Genomic DNA, 22,847 nt, shown 5'->3' on the forward strand with positions numbered 1-22,847 from the left:
TATGAACTTTCGAAACGGCTGTATTTCGACAGCCGTTTCGTTTGTGTTATAATGGGTTTTATATAATTTACAACATCTAGGAAAGCGGGGAACTATACGTGCTGCTTCCACAAATAAATGATCCTGAGCAACTGAAATCACTATCAATCGATGAATTAACTACCCTTGCGGAGGAAATCCGTCGATTTCTGATTGAGAAGCTTACAGCGACTGGTGGGCACCTTGGATCCAATCTTGGAGTCGTGGAGCTCACTTTGGCTTTGCATTATTGCTATAACAGTCCTCGGGACAAAATGATTTACGACGTTGGGCACCAGGCCTATGTCCATAAGATACTAACCGGTCGCCAAGATCGCTTCGATACCCTGCGTAAATATCAGGGCTTGTGCGGATTCGTTAAGCGCTCCGAAAGTGAGCATGATGTGTGGGAAGCTGGACACAGCAGCACCTCATTATCGGCAGCAATGGGAATGGCGATGGCACGCGATCTCAAGGGTGAAGACAACAAAGTAATTGCCGTGATTGGTGACGGTGCTCTTACTGGCGGAATGGCGTTTGAAGCACTTAACCATATTGGTCATGAGAAGCGTAAGTTGATGGTTATTTTGAACGATAATGAAATGTCCATAGCTCCTAACGTAGGGGCAATGCACAATTACTTAAGCAAAATTCGTTCAGATCGCCACTATTTGCGTGCCAAAGACGAAGTTGAAGGACTGCTTAAGAAGATCCCTGCCATCGGAGGACGATTAGCGAAGACTGCTGAGCAGTTAAAGAATAGTCTCAAATATATGATGGTACCTGGAGTATTATTTGAAGAGCTCGGTTTTACGTATCTCGGTCCGGTAGATGGACATGATCTGGAGAAGATGATTGACACCTTCCACCAAGCCGATAACGTGGCTGGACCTGTGCTCGTGCATGTACTGACGACTAAAGGTAAAGGCTACAAACCGGCTGAGACCGATTTCTATAAATCACATGCCATTTCTCCATACAAAATTGAGTCGGGCCAGGCGCTTAAAGCTGTGGGACCTCCAATGTACACTGAAGTATTTGGCGAGACGCTGATCGAACTGGGTCGGGAAGATTCCCGTCTGATTGCAGTTACACCTGCGATGCCAGGAGGCTCGGGCTTATTTCCTTTTGCTAAGGAGTTTCCGGATCGTATGATTGATGTCGGGATTGCCGAGCAACATGCGGCTACGCTTTGTGCAGCTTTGGCTATGGAAGGGATGAAGCCGGTATACGCGGTGTATTCTACCTTCATGCAGCGTGCCTATGATCAGATCGTCCATGATATTTGCCGTCATAACGCGAATGTTATGTTCGCCATTGATCGCGCTGGGTTTGTGGGTGCGGACGGAGAGACCCATCAGGGTGTCTACGATGTTGCTTTTATGCGCCATATTCCGAATATGGTGATGATGATGCCAAAAGACGAAAACGAGCTGCGTCATATGATGAAGACGGCGCTTGAATATAATGACGGTCCGATTGCTTACCGCTATCCGCGTATTAACGGTACGGGTGTGGCAATGGATCCTGAGCTGCATTCCATTCTAATCGGATCATGGGAACGACTGCGTACAGGCGAAGGTTATGCTGTTGTAGCCTGCGGACCTATGGTTCAAGTGGCTGAAGAAGCTGCTGATTTATTGAAGCGGGAAGGGATTCAGGTAGGCGTAGTGAATGCGCGGTTCCTGAAGCCTCTCGACAACTCCATGCTGCTTGATTTGGCTCACGCAGGAACCAATATGGTTGTTATTGAAGAGGCTTGCCAAGCGGGAAGTCTCGGCAGTTCGGTATTAGAATTCTACGCAGAGAATGAAATTTATGACGCTCGTGTACATCTGATGGGTGTACCTGATATCTTTGTGGAGCACGGCTCCATTAAAGAACAGCGCCAGGAAACAGGTCTTACTGTAGAAGCGCTATGTGCACGTATCAAGTCCATGATGGCTTTGAGTGCCTATAATTACAAAACAACTTCGTCTTCCTAAGTGGAAGCCGGAAATTAGCAACCCTTTGAACGATCGGGAGATGACCATGGAACACCGTAAAGAACGGATAGATGTACTGCTTGTTGAGCAAGGTTTTTATGAAAGCCGTGAGAAGGCTAAAGCAGCCATTATGGCAGGGCTGGTGCTCGCGGATGAGGAACGCATTGAAAAGGCTGGTATGAAGGTGTCACGGGAGGCTACCCTTAAGGTTAAAGGCTCTGTGCATCCTTATGTCAGTCGTGGGGGCCTAAAGCTGGAGAAGGCTCTTCGCCAATTTAATATTGATCTTATAGGGCGGACCATGCTAGACATTGGTGCTTCTACTGGAGGCTTCACGGATTGTGCGCTTCAGAATGGAGTAAAACATGTGTATGCGATTGATGTTGGCTATAATCAGCTGGATTGGTCGCTGCGTAATGATGAACGCGTTAGTGTCATGGAACGAACGAATTTCCGATATATGACGCCTCCAGATTTAGCGGGTCCGATGCCAGATTTTGCGAGTATTGATGTTTCTTTCATCTCCTTAAAAATAATCCTTCCACCACTCAAAGCTTTGCTAAAGCGCCCGGCGGATATTGCTGCGCTGATCAAGCCACAGTTTGAGGCAGGAAGGGAGAAGGTTGGAAAATCAGGTGTGATTCGTGATTCTGCTGTTCATAAAGAGGTATTAATTAATGTACTGACCATGGCGGCAGAGCTGGGTTACCAGCTGCAGGGATTAACTTTTTCACCGATTACAGGTGGGGAAGGCAATATTGAGTTTCTTGCTCACTGGAGACTAACGCCAGAATTGGCGGAGGCTGAAGGAAGTTTATTACAGCCTTCAGATGCTGTATCATCAGTCATCCCAGTCGAGGATTTCCCATCCCTAGCGGATGATGTGATTAAGCAGGCTACGGGTACTTTTAATGTGAATTCGACTCATGGAAACTCATCGCGCCGGTGAGTTTCTTTTTCCATATGGAAAATAACAATTATTCGGAAAGCTTTTAAAAAGACTGCGCAGAAGAAGGAATTAGTATGGCTTCACGCGAATAAATCACCGAGGTGATTGATAGTGGCGGGTAGCTCTGACAAGGTCGTCATGGCGTTTATTGGAGTAGCATTATCGATTTTTATAATTTATCGGATATATATATGGCTGCAAAGTTCTCCGCGTTCTTTCATGAAGGATCAGATCCCGTTTAATAAAGTGATTATTCCTCACCCATCTATAGACATACTAGAGGATGAAGGGTATGAGGTCGTTGGAGGGAAGCTCAAAATCCCGTTGTCCTTCAACGTAAACGGGGCGCAGATGTATAGCCGGTTATTTATAGATTATGTGGCGACTAAGGAAGAAGGATCAATATATTTGGTTATCCTTTCTAGACCACGCAAACCTTTGGATTTCACAGGCAGCGGCTTACGAGATACATTGCTTCCGTATTTACTGATATATCCGGAATGTAGCGGAGTTTTGTATGTTAATGTTGCTGCGGGATCTATTCAAGTGATTAAGCTCGGCAGGGATGACGGAGAATCAAACTGAGTCCATATTTAACTAGGTGTATGCTTCCGAGGTAGTTTTGCCGAAGCTTTTCAGGAAGCATTGCTTACAAAACTTTTAGGAGGCAACAATGAAGGGACAACGACATATTAAGATACGCGAGATTATTACGCATAAGGATATCGAGACACAGGACGAGCTGGTTGAAGCCTTGCGTGAATCGGGTTTCCAGGTTACTCAGGCTACAGTATCTCGAGATATTAAAGAACTATTGCTCATTAAAGTTCCTATGGATGATGGAAGATACAAATATTCGCTTCCAACCGACCAACGGTACAATCCAATACAGAAGTTGAAGCGTGTTCTGGTGGATAATTTTGTGCAAATCGATTCATCGGCTAATCTTGTGGTGATGAAATGCTTACCGGGGACGGCTAACTCAGTCGCAGCTCTGATTGATAATATTGACTGGCCACAAATTATGGGGACCATCTCTGGTGATGATACCATTCTTATTATTTGCCGCCAGCCTGAGGACAGTAAGACCGTAATTTCACAAATCATGGGTTACATTTCTTAAAATATTGTAAGAAGTATTAATTTCATTCTCTCAAATTCTTATCATCTTTTCGGAGGTGCTCTATTAGTGTTAGAAACCTTGTCTATCCGCAATCTAGCCGTCGTTGAGGCGGTAGATGTGCATTTTTATCCTGGCTTCCATGTGCTTACAGGGGAGACTGGGGCAGGTAAATCCATTATAATTGATGCGCTTGGACTGATTGTCGGAGGCCGCGGCTCCGCGGATTCCATTCGTTACGGTTGTGAAAAAGCAGAGATGGAAGCGCTCTTCAGCCTCTCAAGCGGTCATCCCGTCTGGGATACTTTAGAGCGTCTTGGCATTGAGGCCCAGCGTGAGGAGCATCTTATAATTCGCCGTGAGCTCACCTCTCAGGGTAAAAGTACATCACGTGTAAACGGACAGATGGTCAATCTTACTATGCTTCGTGAAATTGGTGAACAGCTGGTGAACATTCATGGACAGCACGAACACCAGAACTTATTGAAGGCAGAGCGACATTTGGGACTGCTGGATACATACGGAGAACCTATAATCGGACCGCTTAAAGCGGTATATCAGGAAAAGTATTCAGCCTTTGCGAAAGTGGAGAAAGAGCTTCGAGAGCTGCAGGAATCCAGCCAGAAGGCTTATCAAATGCTGGATTTATACCGCTTTCAGTTAGAAGAAATTTCATCTGCCGCATTAAAACCGGGAGAAGATGAATTACTTGCTGAAGAACGGGTCAAACTATCCCACAGTGAGAAAATGATGGATTCCGTATCCGGTGCTTATGAGCTTCTCTACGATAGACAAGGCTTAGAATCCATCGGTAATGTCATTTCCAGACTCGAGGATGCGGTTCGTTACGATGAAAAGGGTCTTAAATCCGTGCTTGAGCAGCTGCAGTCCTCTTATTATCAGTTGGAGGATGCTGCATTTCAGCTTCGTGATTACCGAGAAGAGATCGAGTTCAACCCGCAGCGACTCGAAGAAATCGAGAATCGTCTTGATTTAATCACGGGACTCCGCCGTAAATACGGAGATAGTGTAGAACAGATTCTGGCTTATTATGAACAAATCCATCGGGAAACCGATCTGCTTGAGAATAAAGATGAATATCTGGAGAAACTGACGACCAAACGAGATGCATTGTTATCTGTATTGATGGAAGCAGCTACTGAATTAAGTGAAGCACGGAAGATTTGTGCATCTGATTTGGCCACGCAAGTGGAGAGTGAGCTTAAAGATCTTCAGATGGAAAGAACCTCACTACAAGTTAAATTGGATACGCTGGAGGACCCACGTGGCGTTGAATATAAGGGTCGGCGTATTCGTCTCACAAGACAAGGGATCGACAGTGCGGAGTTTATGATTTCCCCTAACCCTGGCGAACCGTTAAGACCTCTTGGCAAAATCGCCTCGGGTGGTGAGTTGTCGCGTATTATGCTGGCAATGAAGAGTATTTTTGCGCGTCATGATGCAATTCCAGTTCTGATTTTTGATGAAGTGGACACTGGTGTCAGCGGCAGAGCTGCCCAGTCCATCGCGGATAAACTGTATAAGCTGTCTTCCACTTGTCAGGTGTTCTCCATTACTCACTTGCCGCAGGTGGCTTGTATGGCTGACCATCAGTACTTAATCCGGAAAAAGGTTGAGGATGGAAGAACCATGACGGAAGTGGAATCCCTAACGAACGATGGACGTGTAATGGAGCTGGCCCGAATGCTGGGCGGGGTGGAAATTACCGAAAAAACATTGCACCACTCGCAGGAAATGCTTAATTTGGCCGAGGCAAGTAAGGCTGCAACAAGCTAAGCGGAACAATGATTGACAGTAATAAAAGCCTGGGGGCAAGGTTATCTTATAGGTACGCAATTGGCGACCACCTTTTTCGTCAAGCGAAAGAAGCAAAAGGGAGCGTGACAGCCATTGAAGCCTAACCTCAGGAAGTTAATGCCAGGCCTTTTATTTGCCTTCTTTCTTAGTTTATCGGGCATAACGGGAACCCACCAAAGTTTTGCCGCACCACTGAACAGTGAACCTGCCAAGGTGATTGCGCAAGGAATGAAACCGGAACTGAAGGTGATCCCGGGAGGTCAAACGATCGGAGTAAAGGTGAAATCAGCAGGCGTTCTGGTTGTAGGACATCATCTGATTGAAGTATCCGAGAAATCCAAGCTTTCCCCAGGTGAGATCAGCGGTTTGGTGCCAGGTGATTTGATGATCTCCATTGATGGAGAGAAGTTGGACGAGTTGTCTAAGGTAGCCAAGCTTGTGGATCGTGCTGGAAAAGCGAATAATTCTCTGACGATTGTCTTTAAACGCGCTGGTAAAGAGCATACAGCCAAGCTAAAACCCGCGTATGATATTAATGACAAAGTCTGGAGGTTAGGCCTGTACATTCGAGATTCTGCAGCGGGTGTCGGCACGTTAACTTTTTATGCCCCGAAACAGGGGGTTTATGGAGCTTTAGGGCATGTGATTACGGACATGAATACAGGAACTCCAATCGTTGTTGGCAGCGGTCATATTGTCCAATCCAGTGTAACTTCGATTTCTAAAAGCCAGGATGGCGATCCGGGTGAGAAACGAGCTCATTTCTTGAAAGAAAGCCAAGTGCTTGGTAATGTGGAGAGTAACACGGATTTTGGTATCTTTGGTAAAATGAATCATAATCCCGAGCATAGTCTTTATAAAGAACCTATTCCTGTGGCAATGAGTAATCAAGTCAAGGAAGGTCCTGCTGAAATTCTTACCGTTGTAGATGGGCAGCAGGTGGAACGATTTAAGGTTGAGATCATTCATGTGGCACACCAGCAGACACCAGCGACAAAGGGTATGGTCATTCGTATCACAGATCCGCGACTGATCGATAAGACAGGTGGTATCGTTCAAGGGATGAGCGGAAGTCCAATCGTGCAGAATGGACGGCTCATCGGTGCAGTAACGCATGTATTCGTAAATGATCCTAAGTCCGGTTATGGTTGCTTCATCGAATGGATGCTTAAGGATTCTGGTGTAACTCTACAGGAGAATAGGTATCCATTAAATCTTAAGGCGGTTTAGCCTTAAGATTTTTTTGTCGAAGGATTACGAAGATCATCGAACTTTGAAATAAAATATTTAATTATAATCCATGCCAGAAAAAAAATAAAGAAAAATAATTTTCGACAGAAGGGAATTCAATGTCCATGTCGAAAATGTTATAAGACAAGAAAAAAATGTTATTTTCGAATAGCAGATATAATTAAGGAGGAAGTAGCCAGTGCAGAATATTGAAGTGTTGTTGGCCGATGATAACAGGGAATTTACGAATTTGCTTTCCGAATACATTTCTGAACAAGAAGATATGACGGTAACGGGTATCGCCTACAATGGTGAAGAGGTGCTTCAAATGCTAAGCGAAGCACGTAAAGTTCCCGATGTCCTTATTCTTGATATCATCATGCCACATTTAGACGGTCTAGGTGTCTTGGAACGTCTGCGTGATATGGATCTGAATCCTCAACCGAAGATCATCATGCTGACCGCTTTTGGTCAGGAGAACATCACTCAAAGAGCTGTACAGCTTGGTGCATCCTATTATATTTTGAAACCGTTCGATATGGAGGTCCTGGCAAATCGTGTACGTCAACTTGTCGGAGTCCAAGGCAGCATGAGCTCATCCTCTAACATGTACAACTATTCGTCGATGTCCAGATCGAATGTAGTGCCGCTTACGAAGGGCAAGAATCTTGATGCTAATATTACCTCAATCATCCATGAAATCGGTGTTCCAGCACATATCAAGGGCTATCAGTACCTGCGCGAAGCGATCACGATGGTATATAACAATATCGAGATTCTTGGTGCGATTACAAAAACGCTCTATCCAGCTATAGCAGAGAAATTCAAGACCACGCCTTCACGCGTAGAACGCGCGATTCGCCATGCGATTGAAGTGGCTTGGACCCGTGGCAACATCGACTCCATCAGCCATCTATTCGGCTATACGATTAATATCTCCAAATCCAAGCCTACTAACTCGGAATTTATTGCCATGGTAGCTGACAAGCTGCGGATTGAGCATAAGGTTAGTTGAAAGGGTTAGGGGCAGTGCGTGGTAAGGGATTGTGGGTTGCTGGAAGTGACTTACTCTAAAACAATTTTGCCTATAAATATCTGAAATCAGGGATTCTATACCGATAAACTTCTATGTATCATACCAACTAATACCGTTATTTATTGGGTTTGCCAAAATCCAATGAAGGGCGGTATTTTTTATTATGACAGACATTGAATTTCAGTTAGACAACTTTATGCTTTATTGTTCCTCCAAAAACTTATCTCGAAAGACGCTTGCTAGCTACGAGCAGACATTAAAGCTTTTTATGCTGTATCTAAAAAGTGAATTTCAAATCGAAGAAGTCAAGAAAATTCAAACGGGACATATGAGACACTACATCAAGTATTTAAGGGAGAGGGGTAAATACACAGTAGTTACCACTTCTAATTTAAATCATAACAACCATCCAGAAAGTAGAAAAGACTATAACTCAGAAATATCAACGTCTAGATATTCAAGGACTAGCCACTCGTAAGAGTGGTTTTTTTATAGGTACACTGGGGGGTGGTTTATATCTAAACAGGGTTACCTTTATACGGTTAGGGGCATAGCACATCCAGCCAGCGATCCATGAGTGAAATTTAACGATACGATAGAATGATCTAGTTGATCTAACGGGATAAAGAACAGTCACCCAACCTCTATAAATATATAGTAGCGTGTGGGTGACTATTATCGGTACACATAGCGACTCCCTTTTTTACCTGTTGAACTGGAATGGCATGAATAGATCGAAAGTATTAGCCAGTGAATAGGGTGGCAACGTTGTAGTAAGTTATACCTCTTTTTTGTAATCTCTAGTTGAAATCACTGGTTTCACCCGCTACAATTGATATACAAAGATAACGCAATAATTGAATAGTAATTCACTCTATTAACGTACGTATTCCTACACCGTAGGTATTCGTGCAGTAACTTCCATCGATGGTATGACTGCAGACTGGGCACGTATTCCGTGGGATGTGCTTGAGAAGATTTCTGTACGTATCGTTAACGAAGTAGAGAACGTAAACCGCATCGTCTACGATGTAACCTCGAAACCACCTGCAACGATTGAGTGGGAATAGACTGATAATTAAACGAATGCCCTCTTTTATTGCCTATTTGGCAATGAAGGAGGGCACTTTTTTATGTCTAACGATTATTGTTTTTTTGCAGAGCTTGTTATCATCAGGGTTGTTTTGTTCTTATCCCATTGCATATCAGCCCCAAGCAATGAGGTAAGATTGCGAGCTATAATGTATGATACCCCTGAAAATGTATAACAATTTGCTATTGTTTTTCCATCTATTGTTGGTAGTTTTTTGATGCTGTCATAGCCTGTATCTACTCCTAGCAATTTGCTGACAGATCGCAGTGGAACGAACACGGCGCTATCAAATAATCTTCCGGGTTCCGCGGTTTTTCCATTCACTTTGATTTGAACGACTTTAGCTGCTGCAAAGCTTTTCTCATTTGGGATTTTGGTTTGGATGCCATAGTAGACTACTGGTTTTTCAATTAATTCAGGTGCATTCGCCAGGTATACCCTAACCTCATGTTTGCCAGTCATAGTACCTAAAGTAGCCATAACTGAAGCATTTCCTAATCCGATTGTCTGAAGACTCCCCCGACCTAAGGTCGCAATAACCTGTGGATCCGTCGTTTCCCAAGAAGCTTGCTCGGTTACATATGCAGTGTCCCCATTATCGAAGATAGCTAGCGCATTTAATTCATAGCCGTTATTTACAATTAGTTTGAATGGATCAGAGGATGGCGAGATCGTTCCGCGAACGATTTCAATTCTTTTGGGAGTGGGAGCACCAACAAGAAGCTGCTTAGAGATTGTGCCATAGCTATGAACGGAGGCTCCCGTGGTATCTTGTAGCATAGTTCCCTCAGATACAATATTGATTAGTGTATTCTGGATCTTGACCTCATTTTTAACCGTTAGGGAAAAAGAGATAAACGCTTCATCAGCCGTTGAGTCGATCATTTTGCTATTTAGAGCTGACATAGACAGAACTACTTCCTTCCTGCCATCGGCAGGGTTGAAATCTTCAGGATATGGATTATCGATATGATAATCAGCAGTCTCAAAAGTTTTGGAAGGAATGAAAAAGTTATCATCTCTCCATATGTATTTCCCAAGAGCTTTATCGAATCGAATGTTATCCTCTGATGAAAATACATTTTCGTCATAGCTTACAGCAATCTTAGCAGAACGAAGCCCTTTGTGATCGGAGGGAATATTCGAAATCTTGACGCTCACCATGACACTCTGGCCTGGGAGTAGGCTCGAATAATTGCTTATAACATCAACGGATAACTTCTTTGATATTGATGCTGATGTTGATGCTGTTACTATACCTGTAAAGCTGGCAATCGACACGAGCAAAGTAAGCAGCGCTGCGGTTGTTTTTCTTAGAATACACATCTAATAAACCTCCATCCATATAATAACAGCCGATATATATATATCGGCTGCCTGGAGGGATTTGTAAATGCGCTAATTTCCAACTATAATCGCAAACAAGAAGATAAACATGTCGAAGCCCCAATGGCATAAGCCAGAAACAAGAAGATTTCTCTCAGACTTATACCAAGCGTAAGTGAAAGGGACAAGCACCGAAAACAATGGATAAACTTGAACGTAATAAGCTGATTAGAGATATTGACCGTACAGGCAATAAGCGAGATTATACTATTCTTATGACCCTACTCATGACTGGTATCAGGGTGTCAGAATTAGTGGTATGAGACCGCTCAGACGTTGATGTAAGCGACCGTAAAGGCTCGTTGCTAGTTCGTTCTGGTAATGGCAATAAAGAACGTACACTACCACTCAACGTTGAAGCTAGACGAAACGTTTTTGGGGTACTTACAAGTCAGAAAGCTATTATCTTACAAAGTATGACACCTATGATGATGTCCTCACAGAGGTTAGTAAATATATTCACTACTACAATAATTACCGCTACACAGAGTGTTTGGATGGCTTGTCACCTAACGAATACCGACGAGCTGCATAACGAAGATACCTCAGCTCTGGCAATACGAACTGAGGTATCTAAACTAACTATTTTTGTTTTTTACACTGTCCACTTGACAGGGAGCACTTCATTCATCAGTGTCTTTTTTGTTTATACTTTTCCACCAGAGGATTGTAATTTTTAAAGCAGCTTAATCAGCTCTTCGAGCTCATCAACCATACCTTTTGCAAGTTCAAAATTATTGTCTTTTAAAGCCAATTCTATTTTCGTTTCAACTGCTTTTTTATTTTGTTCATTTTCTAAATAGTCTTTATCAAAATGACTGGCATAAATCATCTTTCTGAATTTTCGCATACTCATTTTTCTAATCGTCTTATCGTCAATGATTAATACATAATCCATACCATTTACTACAGAATAGAAATCATGAGAAATCATGAGAATCGCACCTTTATAGTCTTCAATGGCTTTCTCCAGTGCGATTTGTGTATAGGTGTCTAAATGGCTTGTCGGTTCATCAAGAAGCAATAAGTTTGCTTTGCTAGCAGAAACTTTAGCCAATTGCAGTATATTTTTTTCTCCACCAGATAAAGATTCTATCTTTTGATTAAGAATTTCTCCTTCAAAGCCATAGTTTGAAAGATGTGCTCTAATCTCGTCATAAGTTGCAAACCCAGCATCGATGAAGTCTTCTAGTAGGGTATTAGAATCCTTAAGCACTTCGTCTTGAAGCTGAGAAAGATAAGCCACTTTAATATCAGCATTTATTTCAATTGAATCATGATTATTTTTAAAGATATCTCGGAGTAAAGTCGTTTTCCCGGTACCGTTTGGACCGATAAGGGCTACTTTATCTGTAGGTTTCATCTCAAAGCTAACATTTTCTAAAATCAACTCATCAAAGGAAACACTATAATTATCCACATTTAAAACAATGATGTCTTCTTCAATTTCATTGTCCACACTAAAACTGATTTTCGGTTGCTTAATATCAACGAATGGCGCTTTAATTTTTCGCGCTTCCAATCTTTCTTGAAACTTAACCCTAGCTTTTAACGCTCTCCCTCTAGATGCTTCTGAATTATAGGTTGCGATCGCTCTAAGATTATCAATAATGTTATCGTATCTCTCAATTTCTTCTTGTTCAGCGACTGCGATTTCTTGTAACTCAATTTTCGTCTGAAGTAATGAGAAGTTATACTCAATATATCGCCCATCGAACTCTTGGATCTCCATGTTTTCAAGGTGTATAATTTTGTTAAAACAATGATTCAATAGATAACGGTTATGCGTAACAACTAGCAATATTCCTTTGTGAGCATTAATAAGATTTTTAAGTGCATTTAGGTTTTCAAAATCTAAAAATACATCGGGCTCATCCATAATCATTAAGTCTGGACTAGTCAGCATTTCCTTCATCACTTGAATAAGCTTGAATTCCCCACCACTTAGGTCGGATACCCTAGCATCTTTTAGCTTCAAAAGGTTGGCTAAATTTAGTTTCTTATTAATATTGCTTTCAAAATCATTTCCATCCATTAAATCAAAGGCATCTAGAGCTAATTGATACTTTTCAAGTAATGAATCAATATCTGATGATGTTTCCATTTCAGTGAGAATAGCTGTTATTTCATTTTGTATCTTAATAAATTCTTCTCCTATATATTCAAAAACGGTTGTTTCTTTAGAGTTGTCTAGTTGCGAAAACTGACTTACATACCCAATTTTGCAGGTTGGGTCAATTTCTAGCTTGCCTTCGAACAAATATTTTTCTGGATCCATCAGTATATCGATCAGTGTACTTTTACCACTGCCACTTGTTCCTATAAAAGCGCAATGTTGTGCTTCTTCAAGCGTAAATGAAATGTTTTTATATAGTTCTTTTTGCGGGAATGCGAAGGATAAGTTATCAACTTTTATCATAGTATTACCTTTCTTTATAACTAAATTAGTGAATATGAATTGAAGGATTGAAGATCATAGATTTTGAGTTTACCGTTGATAGAGTAACATTGTTTACAACTAACATCAATCATTTCGAATTAAAGGTGTCAAAATCATCTGATAATACATTATTCACAGACCAATAAATTTTAGTCGTAAAACCTATAAATACCTAATGGGATGGGAAAAGTATATGGTTTGAATTATAGTTAAATCCTTACGTCTCTAGGCGGCATCATCGACTCCATGAGCCATGATAAAGAAGTGTTTATTATGACTGATTTTGAATGGCGGATTTTTAATTTAAAAGTTAATTCATATATTGTGGGTTAGCTTCTTTGTTCTTTAATCCATTTCAGACTCAAAAATTTCTTACTATCATATTTGTTATGGTAAAATATTCATAGACTATCTTTGGTTTATGTTTATAAGAACAGAGTCTTATAAAGTGATGAATTTGAAAGTGGGAGAATAGTTTATGGATTTAAAGAAAATTAATTCTTTAACAAAGTACCCAAGCATTCTTACATATCATCAATTAGGTGAACGAGGTCGGTTAAATGATGTTTTAACGGAGTCAAGAGGCTTCGCAGAATTAGACGATGTTTTTGTTTACGAAAAAGTAGATGGTGAAAATTCAAGGATCATTTTATTAAAAAATGATGATAACGAAGTTGATTATCTAATTGGTTCCAGAGAAGAATTGTTATATGCAAAAGGAGACAGAATCGGTAATCCTTATGGGAACATTGCGGAATTTCTTAAACCGTTAGCAGAAAAAGTAATTGCTGATATCTTCCCTAAGGGTGACTGGGCATTAACCGTAATTTATCAGGAATCTTATGGAGGGAAAACTAAAGCATCCAAGAACTATTCTGAAAGAAAAACTCAAGGTTATCGTGTATTTGATGTGTTCTCCTTGGATAAGGATGAATTATATAGACTTCTTGAGTTATCGCAGGAGAAAATTGCGGTGTGGCGTGATCACGGAAATCAACCATTTTATGATGAAATTGAGAAGAAAAAATTTATTGAAAGCATGGATTTGCAGTCCGCACCACTTCTTGAAACCATAAAGGGTTCCGACTTTCCAACTTCTCTTGAGAGTACATATTCTTATTTAAAAAGATTCGAAAATACTCAAGTAGGAATCGACTCAACAGGCAAATCAGAAGGAATCATTGTTAGAACAACTGATCGTAAACAAATTAGAAAAATACGGTTTGAAGATTATGAAAGATTGTTTAGAAAGTAATAGGGAAAATAAACTTTTTGTCAAAAATTGAGGTTCGATATGATAAATGTTTATCTTGATGACTTACGAGACTGTCCAGAAGGGTTTACCTTGGCAAGAACATTTGAAGACGCTGTTAAACTTTTCGAAAATAATGAAGTAAATATCCGTACTCTTGATCATGATTTAGGTGAAGACGCCGAGGGATTTGAACTAAAGAATGGGTATGATTTTGTGAAATGCTTTTGTGAGCATGGTTTAAGGGCGAATAAGATTTATCATCATACTGATAATCCTGTAGGTAGAAGAAATATGTACGAGACCTTATTGGCTGCTCAACGCAGAGGTTTTATAAATGAAAATAGGATTTAATCGGCAATCATCTTGTTACGGTACCGTGTTCTTTCCAGGCTGACTGTCCTTGGTAGGGAAATTTGTTCCATGGTATATTCAGTGTACTAAGAAATCGCTCTTTTGGAATAGCAGTCCGCACGTTCGATACAGCAATTGGACAACGGTCCGTTCCAGTAAAGATACCAGGAGGGATACTAAATGTTGGAGCATTCCTGCCGGAAGTCAGTTGAGCACCCGTACTCTATATGTCTGAAGCGGATTTATGAGCCGGCGGCTCCGGAGGACGGGTACCGGATACTGGTAGACAGGCTGTGGGCGCGCGGAATATCGAAACAGCAGGCATCAATAGACGAATGGATGAAGGAGATTGCTCCAAGCCCGGAGCTGCGCAAATGGTTCGGCCACATGCCGGAGCGTTTTGCGGCTTTCAGTGACCGTTATATTCGGGAACTGGAGGAAGATCCGGCGCGCGGGAGACTTGCAGCGACAATCAGTGAACGGGTGTTCAAACAGGATGTTACGCTGGTTTATGCTGCGAAGGACCCAATACATAATCATGCGAACGTATTATATAAATGGCTGCTTTCCCGTTAAAAAGCACACAGACCTCCCCCAAATCGTTAAGGATATGGAAGGCGGCCCGTGTGCTTTTTTTTAAAAAAAATTAAATGCTGGGTGAATAGATTCACAAATCTAATTGTTGTTCAATTGGAGTGCCGGTCCGAAAAACTCGTAATGAATCTGCTCTTCTTTCATCCCGAGCCTAGGCAGTTCGCCAATCATCGCTTCCATTGTTGGGCGAATACATGCTGCAAGAATTACTGATTAACAAAGCTGATTTGCGTGCCATCCTGCAAGCTAGAAATGAGGTCACGCCTCCTCAAACAGAAGACGTTCTTCATCCCGGCTATGAATCGCGTTCACAACCAGCAGCGCGTGGAACTGGTGAAGCACCTCCGGCGTGAGGCCTTCTTCCGCCAGCAATGCTTTGACATCTTTTACTATAATCCGCAATAATTCATGATCACGTGTAAGCCGGAGAACTGTGTCTTGCAGGTTAGGATTCTTCCCGGCCATTTCCTGGTAGAACCCGTCTTCCTCCGCGTCAGCATGGCTGATAATCCGTGTCTCCCAGTACTCAATTAGATGTTCGGCAGCCTGACGCGCCACTTCGAATTCCTTGGCTTCCAGCAGTTCTTCCACTTCTTCGGTCTTGGCTACAGCGCCGGAGAGCCCGCCTTGATGTATGGCATGGTGGGCATGCAACTGGCGTAGTGAGGGTCCTGGCATGTTGCTCCATCCTCCCGTTTTTCGAAAATATAAGATTTTATATGTTTCACATGATAAATGATCCTTCTAATTTCTCGCTGAAACGGTACCGTCCTCCAAAAAGGACGGTAAAGCCGTTTCCACTTGCCAGTATAGCACACGAATTTACAGTGGAATTCCCGCTAAGGAGTTCCCCGGACCATAAAGAGGGAAGTCCCTTATGGAATTCCCTGCCTGCAAGATACCTGGCAAGAACACAGCTTTTCTCCTTAGTGGGAAAGGCTTTTTTCTTTTTATTCAGATCAAGGGAATTCCCGAGGTTCAATAGGTGTTTCCCTAATGGGAAGCACGGCCGGGTAGATCCATAATGGTATTAATTGAATAAATTTTGAAAGGAGTGTTCTTGATCGATGAAGAAGAAATTCGGCCTTAACTTTTTTAAACCGGTTGAAAGCTATTCCGGAAACTGGTCCATTCTTGAAGAGAAAAACAGAGATTGGGAGAATATGTACCGCCAGCGCTGGTCTCACGATAAAGTAGTGCGCACCACTCACGGAGTCAACTGTACAGGCTCCTGCAGCTGGAAGGTGTTTGTGAAGAACGGAATCATCACTTGGGAGAACCAGCAGATCGACTATCCTTCCTGCGGGCCGGATATGCCGGAGTTTGAACCGCGCGGTTGTCCCCGCGGAGCTACCTTCTCGTGGTACGAATATAGTCCATTGCGCGTGAAATACCCGTACATTAGAGGGAAACTGTGGCGGCTGTGGCAAACGGCGTTGAAGGAGCATGACAATTACATCGATGCCTGGGCCAGTATTGTTGAAGACCCCGAGAAGGCTAGCCAGTACAAGAAGGCGCGTGGTAAAGGTGGACATATACGTGTGGCCTGGGACGACGCGCTGCGGCTGATCTCGGCCCAGCTGATCTACACGATCCGGAAATACGGTCCCGACCGCATCGCCGGCTTCACACCGATTCCGGCCATGTCCATGGTCAGCTACGCATCCGGGGCTCGGTTCATATCACTATTAGGCGGTCAAATGCTCAGTTTCTATGACTGGTATGCCGATCTTCCTCCGGCTTCGCCGCAAATTTGGGGCGAGCAGACGGATGTTCCAGAATCTTCGGATTGGTACAACGCCGGTTACCTGATGATGTGGGGCTCTAACGTACCGCTAACACGGACACCGGATGCCCACTTTATGACTGAAGTACGCTATAAGGGAACCAAAGTTGTGTCGGTCGCACCGGATCTCGCAGAGAATGTTAAATTCGCCGACAACTGGCTGGCCCCGAATCCAGGGTCGGACGCAGCGCTTGCCCAGGCCATGACGCATGTCATCCTGCAAGAGTTCTACCAGGAACGTCAGGAGCCGATGTTCCTGAATTATGCGAAGCAATATACAGATATGCCGTTCCTGATTCTGCTTGACCCCCATGAGGATGCCCTTAAAGGCGGACGTTTCCTGCGGGCGAGTGATCTTGGAGATAACTCCCAGCACTCAGACTGGAAACCGGTAATCTTCGACGAGGCAGCTGGTGAGATGATGGTTCCGAACGGTACCATGGGGCAGCGCTGGGAGGAAGGCAAGAAGTGGAATCTGATCCTCGAGCGGGAAGACGGCAGTAAAGTGGAACCTGCCCTGACTATCGAAGGCCACGGGGAAGAGTGGACGGAAATCGTGTTCCCGTACTTCGATAATGCCGGCAACGGCACCTTCAGACGGGTGATTCCAGCCCGCAAAATACGGCTCGCCGACGGTACAGAACGTTTTGCCGCCACAGTATATGATCTGATGATGAGCCAGTATGGCGTCGCACGTATAGAAAGTCCTTTTAACGCCAAGGGGTACGAGGATCAATCCTCTTATTACACCCCGGCATGGCAGGAGAAGATTACGACGGTGAAGGCGAGTGTCGTCGTTCAGATTGCCCGCGAATTTGCCCAGAATGCGATTGATACGGGTGGACGCTCTATGATCATCATGGGCGCAGGGATTAACCACTGGTTCAACAGTGATACCATCTATCGTTCCATTCTGAATCTAGTGGTGCTGACCGCTTCCCAAGGTGTCAACGGCGGCGGCTGGGCGCATTACGTTGGCCAGGAGAAATGCCGTCCGATCGAAGGCTGGTCAACGGTTGCTTTTGCCAAGGACTGGCAAGGTCCGGCACGTCAGCAGAACGCGACTTCGTTCTTCTACTTCGCAACAGAGCAATGGCGTTATGAGGAGAGCGGCACGGATTCACTGAAATCGCCGACTGGAGGGGATGTAGCTTACCAGCATCCGGCTGACTATAACGTATTGGCTGCCCGTCTCGGATGGCTGCCATCCTTCCCGCAATTCAACAAGAACAGTCTTCTGTTCGCCGAGGAAGCTGCGCAGCAAGGCAAGAAGACTAACAGCGAGATTATCAGTCACACCGTTGAAGAGATCAAATCACGGAAAACACGTTTTGCCGTGGAAGATCCGGGTGCACCGGAAAACTTCCCCCGTTCATTGTTTATCTGGCGCTCGAACCTGATTTCAAGCTCTGCCAAAGGGCAGGAATACTTCATGAAGCATTTGCTCGGAGCTTCCGACGGTCTGCTGGCCGAGCCGAATGAAGAACAGAAACCGGAAGAGATTATCTGGCGTGAGGATGTCGAAGGTAAGCTCGATCTGATGGTTGCTCTGGATTTCCGGATGACCACAACACCGCTCTATGCAGATATCGTGCTGCCGGCCGCAACCTGGTACGAGAAAACAGATCTGTCGTCAACTGACATGCATCCATTTGTTCACCCGTTCAATCCGGCGGTTAATCCGCTGTGGGAATCCCGGTCGGACTGGGATATTTACCGCCAGCTGGCAGAGGTATTCTCCGAGATGGCGAAGTCGCATCTGCCCGGCGTCTATAAGGATGTTGTGATGTCACCGCTGGGACACGACTCAGTCAGCGAAATTTCGCAGCCGATGGGTCTGGTCAAAGACTGGGCCAAGGGCGAAGTCCCGGCCATCCCGGGTAAAACCATGCCGAACTTCACGATTGTGGAGCGGGATTACACCCAGATTCATGACAAATACACTTCACTCGGACCGAATCTGGCAACCGGCAAAGCAGGCGCGCATGGCATCAGCTTCTCTGTCGCTGAAGAATACGAGGAACTCAAGAAGATCAGCGGCGTGCATTACGATGAATCGATCAAGAACGGGCTGCCGAAGCTGCTAACCGCCCGTCAGGCCGCAGATACCATTCTTCATCTGTCTTCAGCCACCAACGGCCGCGTATCCCAGAAGGCTTATGCTGCAGCGGAGAAGGATTCAGGTGTAGAGCTGAGGGATATCTCGGCAGACCGGGCAGCCGAAAAAATTACGTTCCAGAGCATTACCGCACAGCCTCGCGAAGTCATTCCGACCCCGGTATTCAGCGGTTCGAACAAGCAGGGACGGCGTTATTCCCCGTTCACCACGAATATTGAACGTCTCGTTCCGTTCCGGACGCTGACGGGAAGACAGCATTTCTACATTGACCATGAAATCTTCCAGCAGTTCGGCGAAGCGCTTCCGGTCTACAAGCCGACGCTGCCTCCGATGGTCTTCGGACCGCGTGACAAGGAAGTGAAGGGTGGACAGGATTCTCTGGTTCTGAGATATCTGACACCGCACGGGAAATGGAATATCCACTCGACCTATCAGGATAACCAGCACATGCTGACGTTGTTTCGGGGCGGTCCAACCGTGTGGATCAATAATGAGGATGCTGCGGCACATCACATTGCGGATAATGACTGGCTCGAAGTCTACAACCGTAACGGTGTCGTAACTGCACGCGCGGTGGTCAGTCACCGGATGCCGAGAGGCACCATGTTTATGTACCATGCCCAGGACAAGCACATTCAAGTACCGGGTTCCGAAATTACGGATACGCGCGGCGGAAGCCACAATGCGCCTACCCGTATTCATCTGAAGCCTACCCAGATGGTCGGCGGATACGCACAGCTCAGCTACGGTTTTAACTACTATGGTCCGATCGGCAACCAGCGTGATGTCTACGTAGCCGTCCGCAAAATGAAGGAGGTCAACTGGCTTGAAAATTAAAGCGCAAGTTGCAATGGTAATGAATCTGGATAAATGCATCGGCTGCCATACCTGCAGCGTGACCTGCAAGACGACCTGGACGAACCGCAAGGGTGCGGAATATATGTGGTTCAATAACGTGGAAACGAAGCCCGGAATCGGTTATCCGAAACGCTGGGAAGACCAGGAGCTCTACAAAGGCGGCTGGCAGCTCCGCAAGGGGAAGCTGGAGCTGAAATCCGGTAATAAGCTGTCCAAGATTGCGCTCGGCAAAATCTTCTACAACCCCGACATGCCGGAGATGAAGGATTATTATGAGCCGTGGACTTATAACTACGAGCATCTGACGAATGCGGGGGAACAAAAGCATTCCCCGGTGGCGCGGGCTCATTCTGCTGTAACAGGCGAGAAAATGGATCTGGAATGGGGACCGAACTGGGAGGATGATCTGGCGGGAGCGCATGTAACCGGCCCGCTTGACCCGAATATCCAGAAGATCGAGGAAGAAATTAAATTCAACTTCGAGAAATCGTTCATGATCTATTTGCCGCGACTCTGTGAGCACTGCCTGAATCCAAGCTGTGTCGCCTCCTGCCCTTCAGGTGCCATGTACAAACGGGATGAAGACGGGATTGTTCTGGTCGACCAGGAAGCCTGCCGCGGCTGGAGATATTGCATGACTGGCTGTCCGTATAAAAAAGTGTATTTCAACTGGCAGACCAACAAAGCGGAGAAGTGTACCTTCTGTTTCCCGCGTGTGGAAGCAGGTCTGCCTACGGTATGCTCCGAGACCTGTACAGGCAGGATCCGCTATCTCGGGGTTCTGCTGTATGATGCCGACAAGGTTCTTGATGCCGCATCTACCCCAGACGAGAAAGATTTGTACAAAGCACAATGTGATCTGTTCATGAATCCGCATGATCCGGAAGTCATTGCCCAGGCGAGAAAAGACGGTATCTCTGAGGATTGGCTGGAGGCAGCCCAGAACTCACCGGTCTATAAGCTGGCGATTGAGCACAAGCTGGCCTTCCCGCTTCACCCGGAATACCGCACACTGCCAATGGTGTGGTATGTGCCGCCGCTTAGCCCGATCATGAATTATTTTGAAGGTAAAGATTCGCTGAAGAATCCCGATATGATTTTCCCGGCCATCGAAGAGATGCGCACACCGATCCAGTATCTGGCGAACATGCTGACCGCAGGCGATACGCAGACCGTCAAAGAAGCCCTGCAGCGGATGGCCATGATGCGCTCCTACATGCGCGCTAAATCCTCAGGCCAAGGGTTCGACACTGGCCGTCTTGAACGTGTCGATATGACCGCACAGCAGACAGAGGAAATGTACCGGCTGCTCGCGATTGCCAACTATGAAGACCGTTTCGTGATCCCAACCTCCCACAAGGAGCAGCACATGAACCCTTATCGTGCCCAGGGCTCGGCTGGTTATGGAAACGGGATGGGCGATATGGGCTCCGGCTCCGGCTGTGACGGCTGCGGACCTGCCAGCTCTGCCGGCGACACGATGAAGACCGGCAAGGAAATGTATGAAGAGAATTTCTACGGGGGGATTTGGCGTGATTGATCTGATTAAACTGCATGATTACAAGGAATCCTTCGGTTATTTCGCCCTGCAGCTCATGTACCCGGAGAAGCTGGACTTTCATCCGGCTTTTCTGGAAGAGGCGTTTGACAGCACACATCCGGGTTATGCCCATGTGCATACCTATTGGAAGCAAATGCAGAGCTTCAGCCTGGATGAGATTCAGGAGAGGTATGCCGCTACATTTGATTTTCAGAAGGACTGCGCCCTGTATATGACCTATTTCAAATTTGAGGAGGCCAAGGAACGGGGGCAAATGCTCGCCAAGTTGAAGCTTCTGTACGAAATGTTCAATCTGGAAATGCCGGAGGGAGAACTACCTGATTATTTGCCGCTTATGTGTGAATTTCTATATGCCGCGCAGTGGCTGGAAGTCCCGGGAGCGCCGGAGAATTTCCGGATGCTGATAGCGATTCTTGAAGATGGTACGTATCATCTGGTCAAGGCTCTGGAACGAAACGAAAGTCCCTATTTCCATCTGGTCAAGGGATTGCGCGAAACATTCAAAGCTTGTGCTGAACAGGAGGCCCTGAATCAATGAATATGTTGGGTCAGTTTTTATGGGTCATTTTCCCCTACATGTGTATGGTGGTCTTTATCGGCGGTCATATTTTCCGTTACCGTAAGGATCAGTTTAACTGGACGGCCAAATCGAGTGAATTTATTGAAAAAAAACAACTCAAATTCGGCAGCATTCTGTTCCATCTCGGAATTATGCCGGTTATCCTGGGCCATATTGGCGGTCTCGCTGTTCCGAAATCATGGCTCGAGGCCATCGGCATAAGTGATCATCTCTACCACATCGGCGCGGTATACATCGGGGGAATCTTCGGTGCAGCCACACTGCTCGGGATGCTGATTCTGACTTCTCGGCGCTTTACGCTTAAGAATGTCCGCCGGCTCAGCAGTGCATCGGACCTGATCGTCAACTCACTCCTTCTGTTTATCGTGTTTATGGGGATGTACTCTACCATAGTAACGAATGCCGTACAGCCTGAGTTTGACTACCGCGATACAATTTCTGTCTGGTTCCGCAGCCTGTTCATGTTCCGTCCGGACCCGTCACTGATGAGTGATGTGCCGTTTTCCTTCAAGCTTCACATCCTTTCAGGGTTTGCGATCTTTGCCTTTTGGCCGTTCACCCGGCTGGTCCATGTATGGAGTGTTCCGTTGAATTATATAGGCAGAAGTTATATCCTATACAGAAGAAATAAATCGAATTAACGGAAAGAGCCGGGTGAATTTCTTTCC

General features: G+C 45.0%; 18 protein-coding genes and 2 pseudogenes. 17 read left to right on the plus strand and 3 right to left on the minus strand.

The window, feature by feature from the left end; genetic code table 11:
• The first annotated feature begins 98 nt into the window (after window positions 1-98).
• From dxs to UQ64_RS29895, 9 genes and pseudogenes are all read left to right on the plus strand, one after another.
• Complete coding sequence (dxs, locus tag UQ64_RS06005; protein ID WP_060622578.1) at window positions 99-2,003, plus strand: 1-deoxy-D-xylulose-5-phosphate synthase; 1,905 nt, start codon at window positions 99-101, stop codon at window positions 2,001-2,003.
• 46 nt (window positions 2,004-2,049) lie between these two features.
• Window positions 2,050-2,952, plus strand: coding sequence for a TlyA family RNA methyltransferase (locus UQ64_RS06010; protein WP_060622579.1), 903 nt, complete (start codon window positions 2,050-2,052; stop codon window positions 2,950-2,952).
• Between the two features lie 219 nt (window positions 2,953-3,171).
• Window positions 3,172-3,537, plus strand: coding sequence for a hypothetical protein (locus UQ64_RS06015; protein WP_231573852.1), 366 nt, complete (start codon window positions 3,172-3,174; stop codon window positions 3,535-3,537).
• 88 nt (window positions 3,538-3,625) lie between these two features.
• Window positions 3,626-4,075 (plus strand): transcriptional regulator AhrC/ArgR, encoded by a 450-nt coding sequence (gene ahrC / locus UQ64_RS06020; protein ID WP_060622580.1) that lies wholly within the window; start codon window positions 3,626-3,628, stop codon window positions 4,073-4,075.
• Window positions 4,076-4,141: 66 nt separating this feature from the next.
• The gene (gene recN / locus UQ64_RS06025; protein ID WP_060622581.1) at window positions 4,142-5,869 is read left to right on the plus strand and encodes a DNA repair protein RecN; all 1,728 of its coding nucleotides are present in this window, start codon (window positions 4,142-4,144) and stop codon (window positions 5,867-5,869) included.
• 138 nt (window positions 5,870-6,007) lie between these two features.
• Window positions 6,008-7,120 carry a SpoIVB peptidase gene (spoIVB, locus tag UQ64_RS06030; RefSeq protein ID WP_082651002.1) on the plus strand — a complete coding sequence of 371 codons (1,113 nt, stop codon included), beginning with the start codon at window positions 6,008-6,010 and terminating at the stop codon, window positions 7,118-7,120.
• A gap of 199 nt (window positions 7,121-7,319) precedes the next feature.
• The gene (spo0A, locus tag UQ64_RS06035) at window positions 7,320-8,135 is read left to right on the plus strand and encodes a sporulation transcription factor Spo0A (protein ID WP_060622583.1); all 816 of its coding nucleotides are present in this window, start codon (window positions 7,320-7,322) and stop codon (window positions 8,133-8,135) included.
• A 217-nt stretch (window positions 8,136-8,352) separates the two neighbouring features.
• Window positions 8,353-8,634 carry a site-specific integrase gene (locus tag UQ64_RS29890; protein ID WP_245237903.1) on the plus strand — a complete coding sequence of 94 codons (282 nt, stop codon included), beginning with the start codon at window positions 8,353-8,355 and terminating at the stop codon, window positions 8,632-8,634.
• A 403-nt stretch (window positions 8,635-9,037) separates the two neighbouring features.
• Window positions 9,038-9,226, plus strand: a pseudogene (locus UQ64_RS29895) (GMP synthase (glutamine-hydrolyzing)); the annotation flags it as partial.
• 74 nt (window positions 9,227-9,300) lie between these two features.
• Here UQ64_RS29895 and UQ64_RS06040 read toward each other — a convergent pair.
• Window positions 9,301-10,575 carry a stalk domain-containing protein gene (locus tag UQ64_RS06040; protein ID WP_060622584.1) on the minus strand — a complete coding sequence of 425 codons (1,275 nt, stop codon included), beginning with the start codon at window positions 10,573-10,575 and terminating at the stop codon, window positions 9,301-9,303.
• A gap of 445 nt (window positions 10,576-11,020) precedes the next feature.
• Between UQ64_RS06040 and UQ64_RS32780 the strand changes: the two are divergent.
• Window positions 11,021-11,170: pseudogene (locus UQ64_RS32780) on the plus strand (IS3 family transposase); the annotation flags it as partial.
• 141 nt (window positions 11,171-11,311) lie between these two features.
• Here UQ64_RS32780 and UQ64_RS06045 read toward each other — a convergent pair.
• On the minus strand, window positions 11,312-13,054 hold the full coding sequence (locus UQ64_RS06045; protein WP_060622585.1) for an ABC-F family ATP-binding cassette domain-containing protein: 1,743 nt from the start codon (window positions 13,052-13,054) through the stop codon (window positions 11,312-11,314).
• A 499-nt stretch (window positions 13,055-13,553) separates the two neighbouring features.
• On the opposite strand from UQ64_RS06045, the gene UQ64_RS06050 reads away from it, so the two are divergent.
• From UQ64_RS06050 to UQ64_RS06060, 3 genes are all read left to right on the plus strand, one after another.
• A complete protein-coding gene (locus UQ64_RS06050) occupies window positions 13,554-14,330 on the plus strand; it encodes an RNA ligase family protein (protein ID WP_060622586.1) in 777 nt (258 codons plus the stop codon).
• Window positions 14,331-14,369: 39 nt separating this feature from the next.
• Window positions 14,370-14,681, plus strand: coding sequence for a cyclic-phosphate processing receiver domain-containing protein (locus tag UQ64_RS06055; RefSeq protein WP_060622587.1), 312 nt, complete (start codon window positions 14,370-14,372; stop codon window positions 14,679-14,681).
• A gap of 180 nt (window positions 14,682-14,861) precedes the next feature.
• Window positions 14,862-15,257 carry a DUF488 domain-containing protein gene (locus UQ64_RS06060; protein ID WP_060622588.1) on the plus strand — a complete coding sequence of 132 codons (396 nt, stop codon included), beginning with the start codon at window positions 14,862-14,864 and terminating at the stop codon, window positions 15,255-15,257.
• 276 nt (window positions 15,258-15,533) lie between these two features.
• Here the strand turns inward: UQ64_RS06060 and UQ64_RS06065 are convergent, their stop codons facing one another.
• A complete protein-coding gene (locus UQ64_RS06065) occupies window positions 15,534-15,953 on the minus strand; it encodes a hemerythrin domain-containing protein (protein ID WP_060622589.1) in 420 nt (139 codons plus the stop codon).
• Between the two features lie 389 nt (window positions 15,954-16,342).
• Here UQ64_RS06065 and UQ64_RS06070 point away from each other — a divergent pair, with 389 nt between their 5' ends.
• The 4 genes from UQ64_RS06070 to narI are packed head-to-tail and all read left to right on the plus strand — an operon-like array spanning window position 16,343 to window position 22,820.
• On the plus strand, window positions 16,343-20,017 hold the full coding sequence (locus UQ64_RS06070) for a nitrate reductase subunit alpha (RefSeq protein WP_060622590.1): 3,675 nt from the start codon (window positions 16,343-16,345) through the stop codon (window positions 20,015-20,017).
• Window positions 20,007-21,578 (plus strand): nitrate reductase subunit beta, encoded by a 1,572-nt coding sequence (gene narH, locus UQ64_RS06075; RefSeq protein ID WP_060622591.1) that lies wholly within the window; start codon window positions 20,007-20,009, stop codon window positions 21,576-21,578. Before UQ64_RS06070 ends, narH begins: the two co-directional genes overlap by 11 nt.
• A complete protein-coding gene (narJ, locus tag UQ64_RS06080) occupies window positions 21,571-22,137 on the plus strand; it encodes a nitrate reductase molybdenum cofactor assembly chaperone (RefSeq protein WP_060622592.1) in 567 nt (188 codons plus the stop codon). The genes narH and narJ overlap by 8 nt, the downstream gene beginning before the upstream one ends.
• Window positions 22,134-22,820 carry a respiratory nitrate reductase subunit gamma gene (narI, locus tag UQ64_RS06085; protein WP_060622593.1) on the plus strand — a complete coding sequence of 229 codons (687 nt, stop codon included), beginning with the start codon at window positions 22,134-22,136 and terminating at the stop codon, window positions 22,818-22,820. Before narJ ends, narI begins: the two co-directional genes overlap by 4 nt.
• Window positions 22,821-22,847: the final 27 nt, after the last annotated feature.

Source organism: Paenibacillus etheri (assembly GCF_001012825.1).
GTDB classification, from domain to species: Bacteria; Bacillota; Bacilli; order Paenibacillales; family Paenibacillaceae; genus Paenibacillus_AQ; species Paenibacillus_AQ etheri.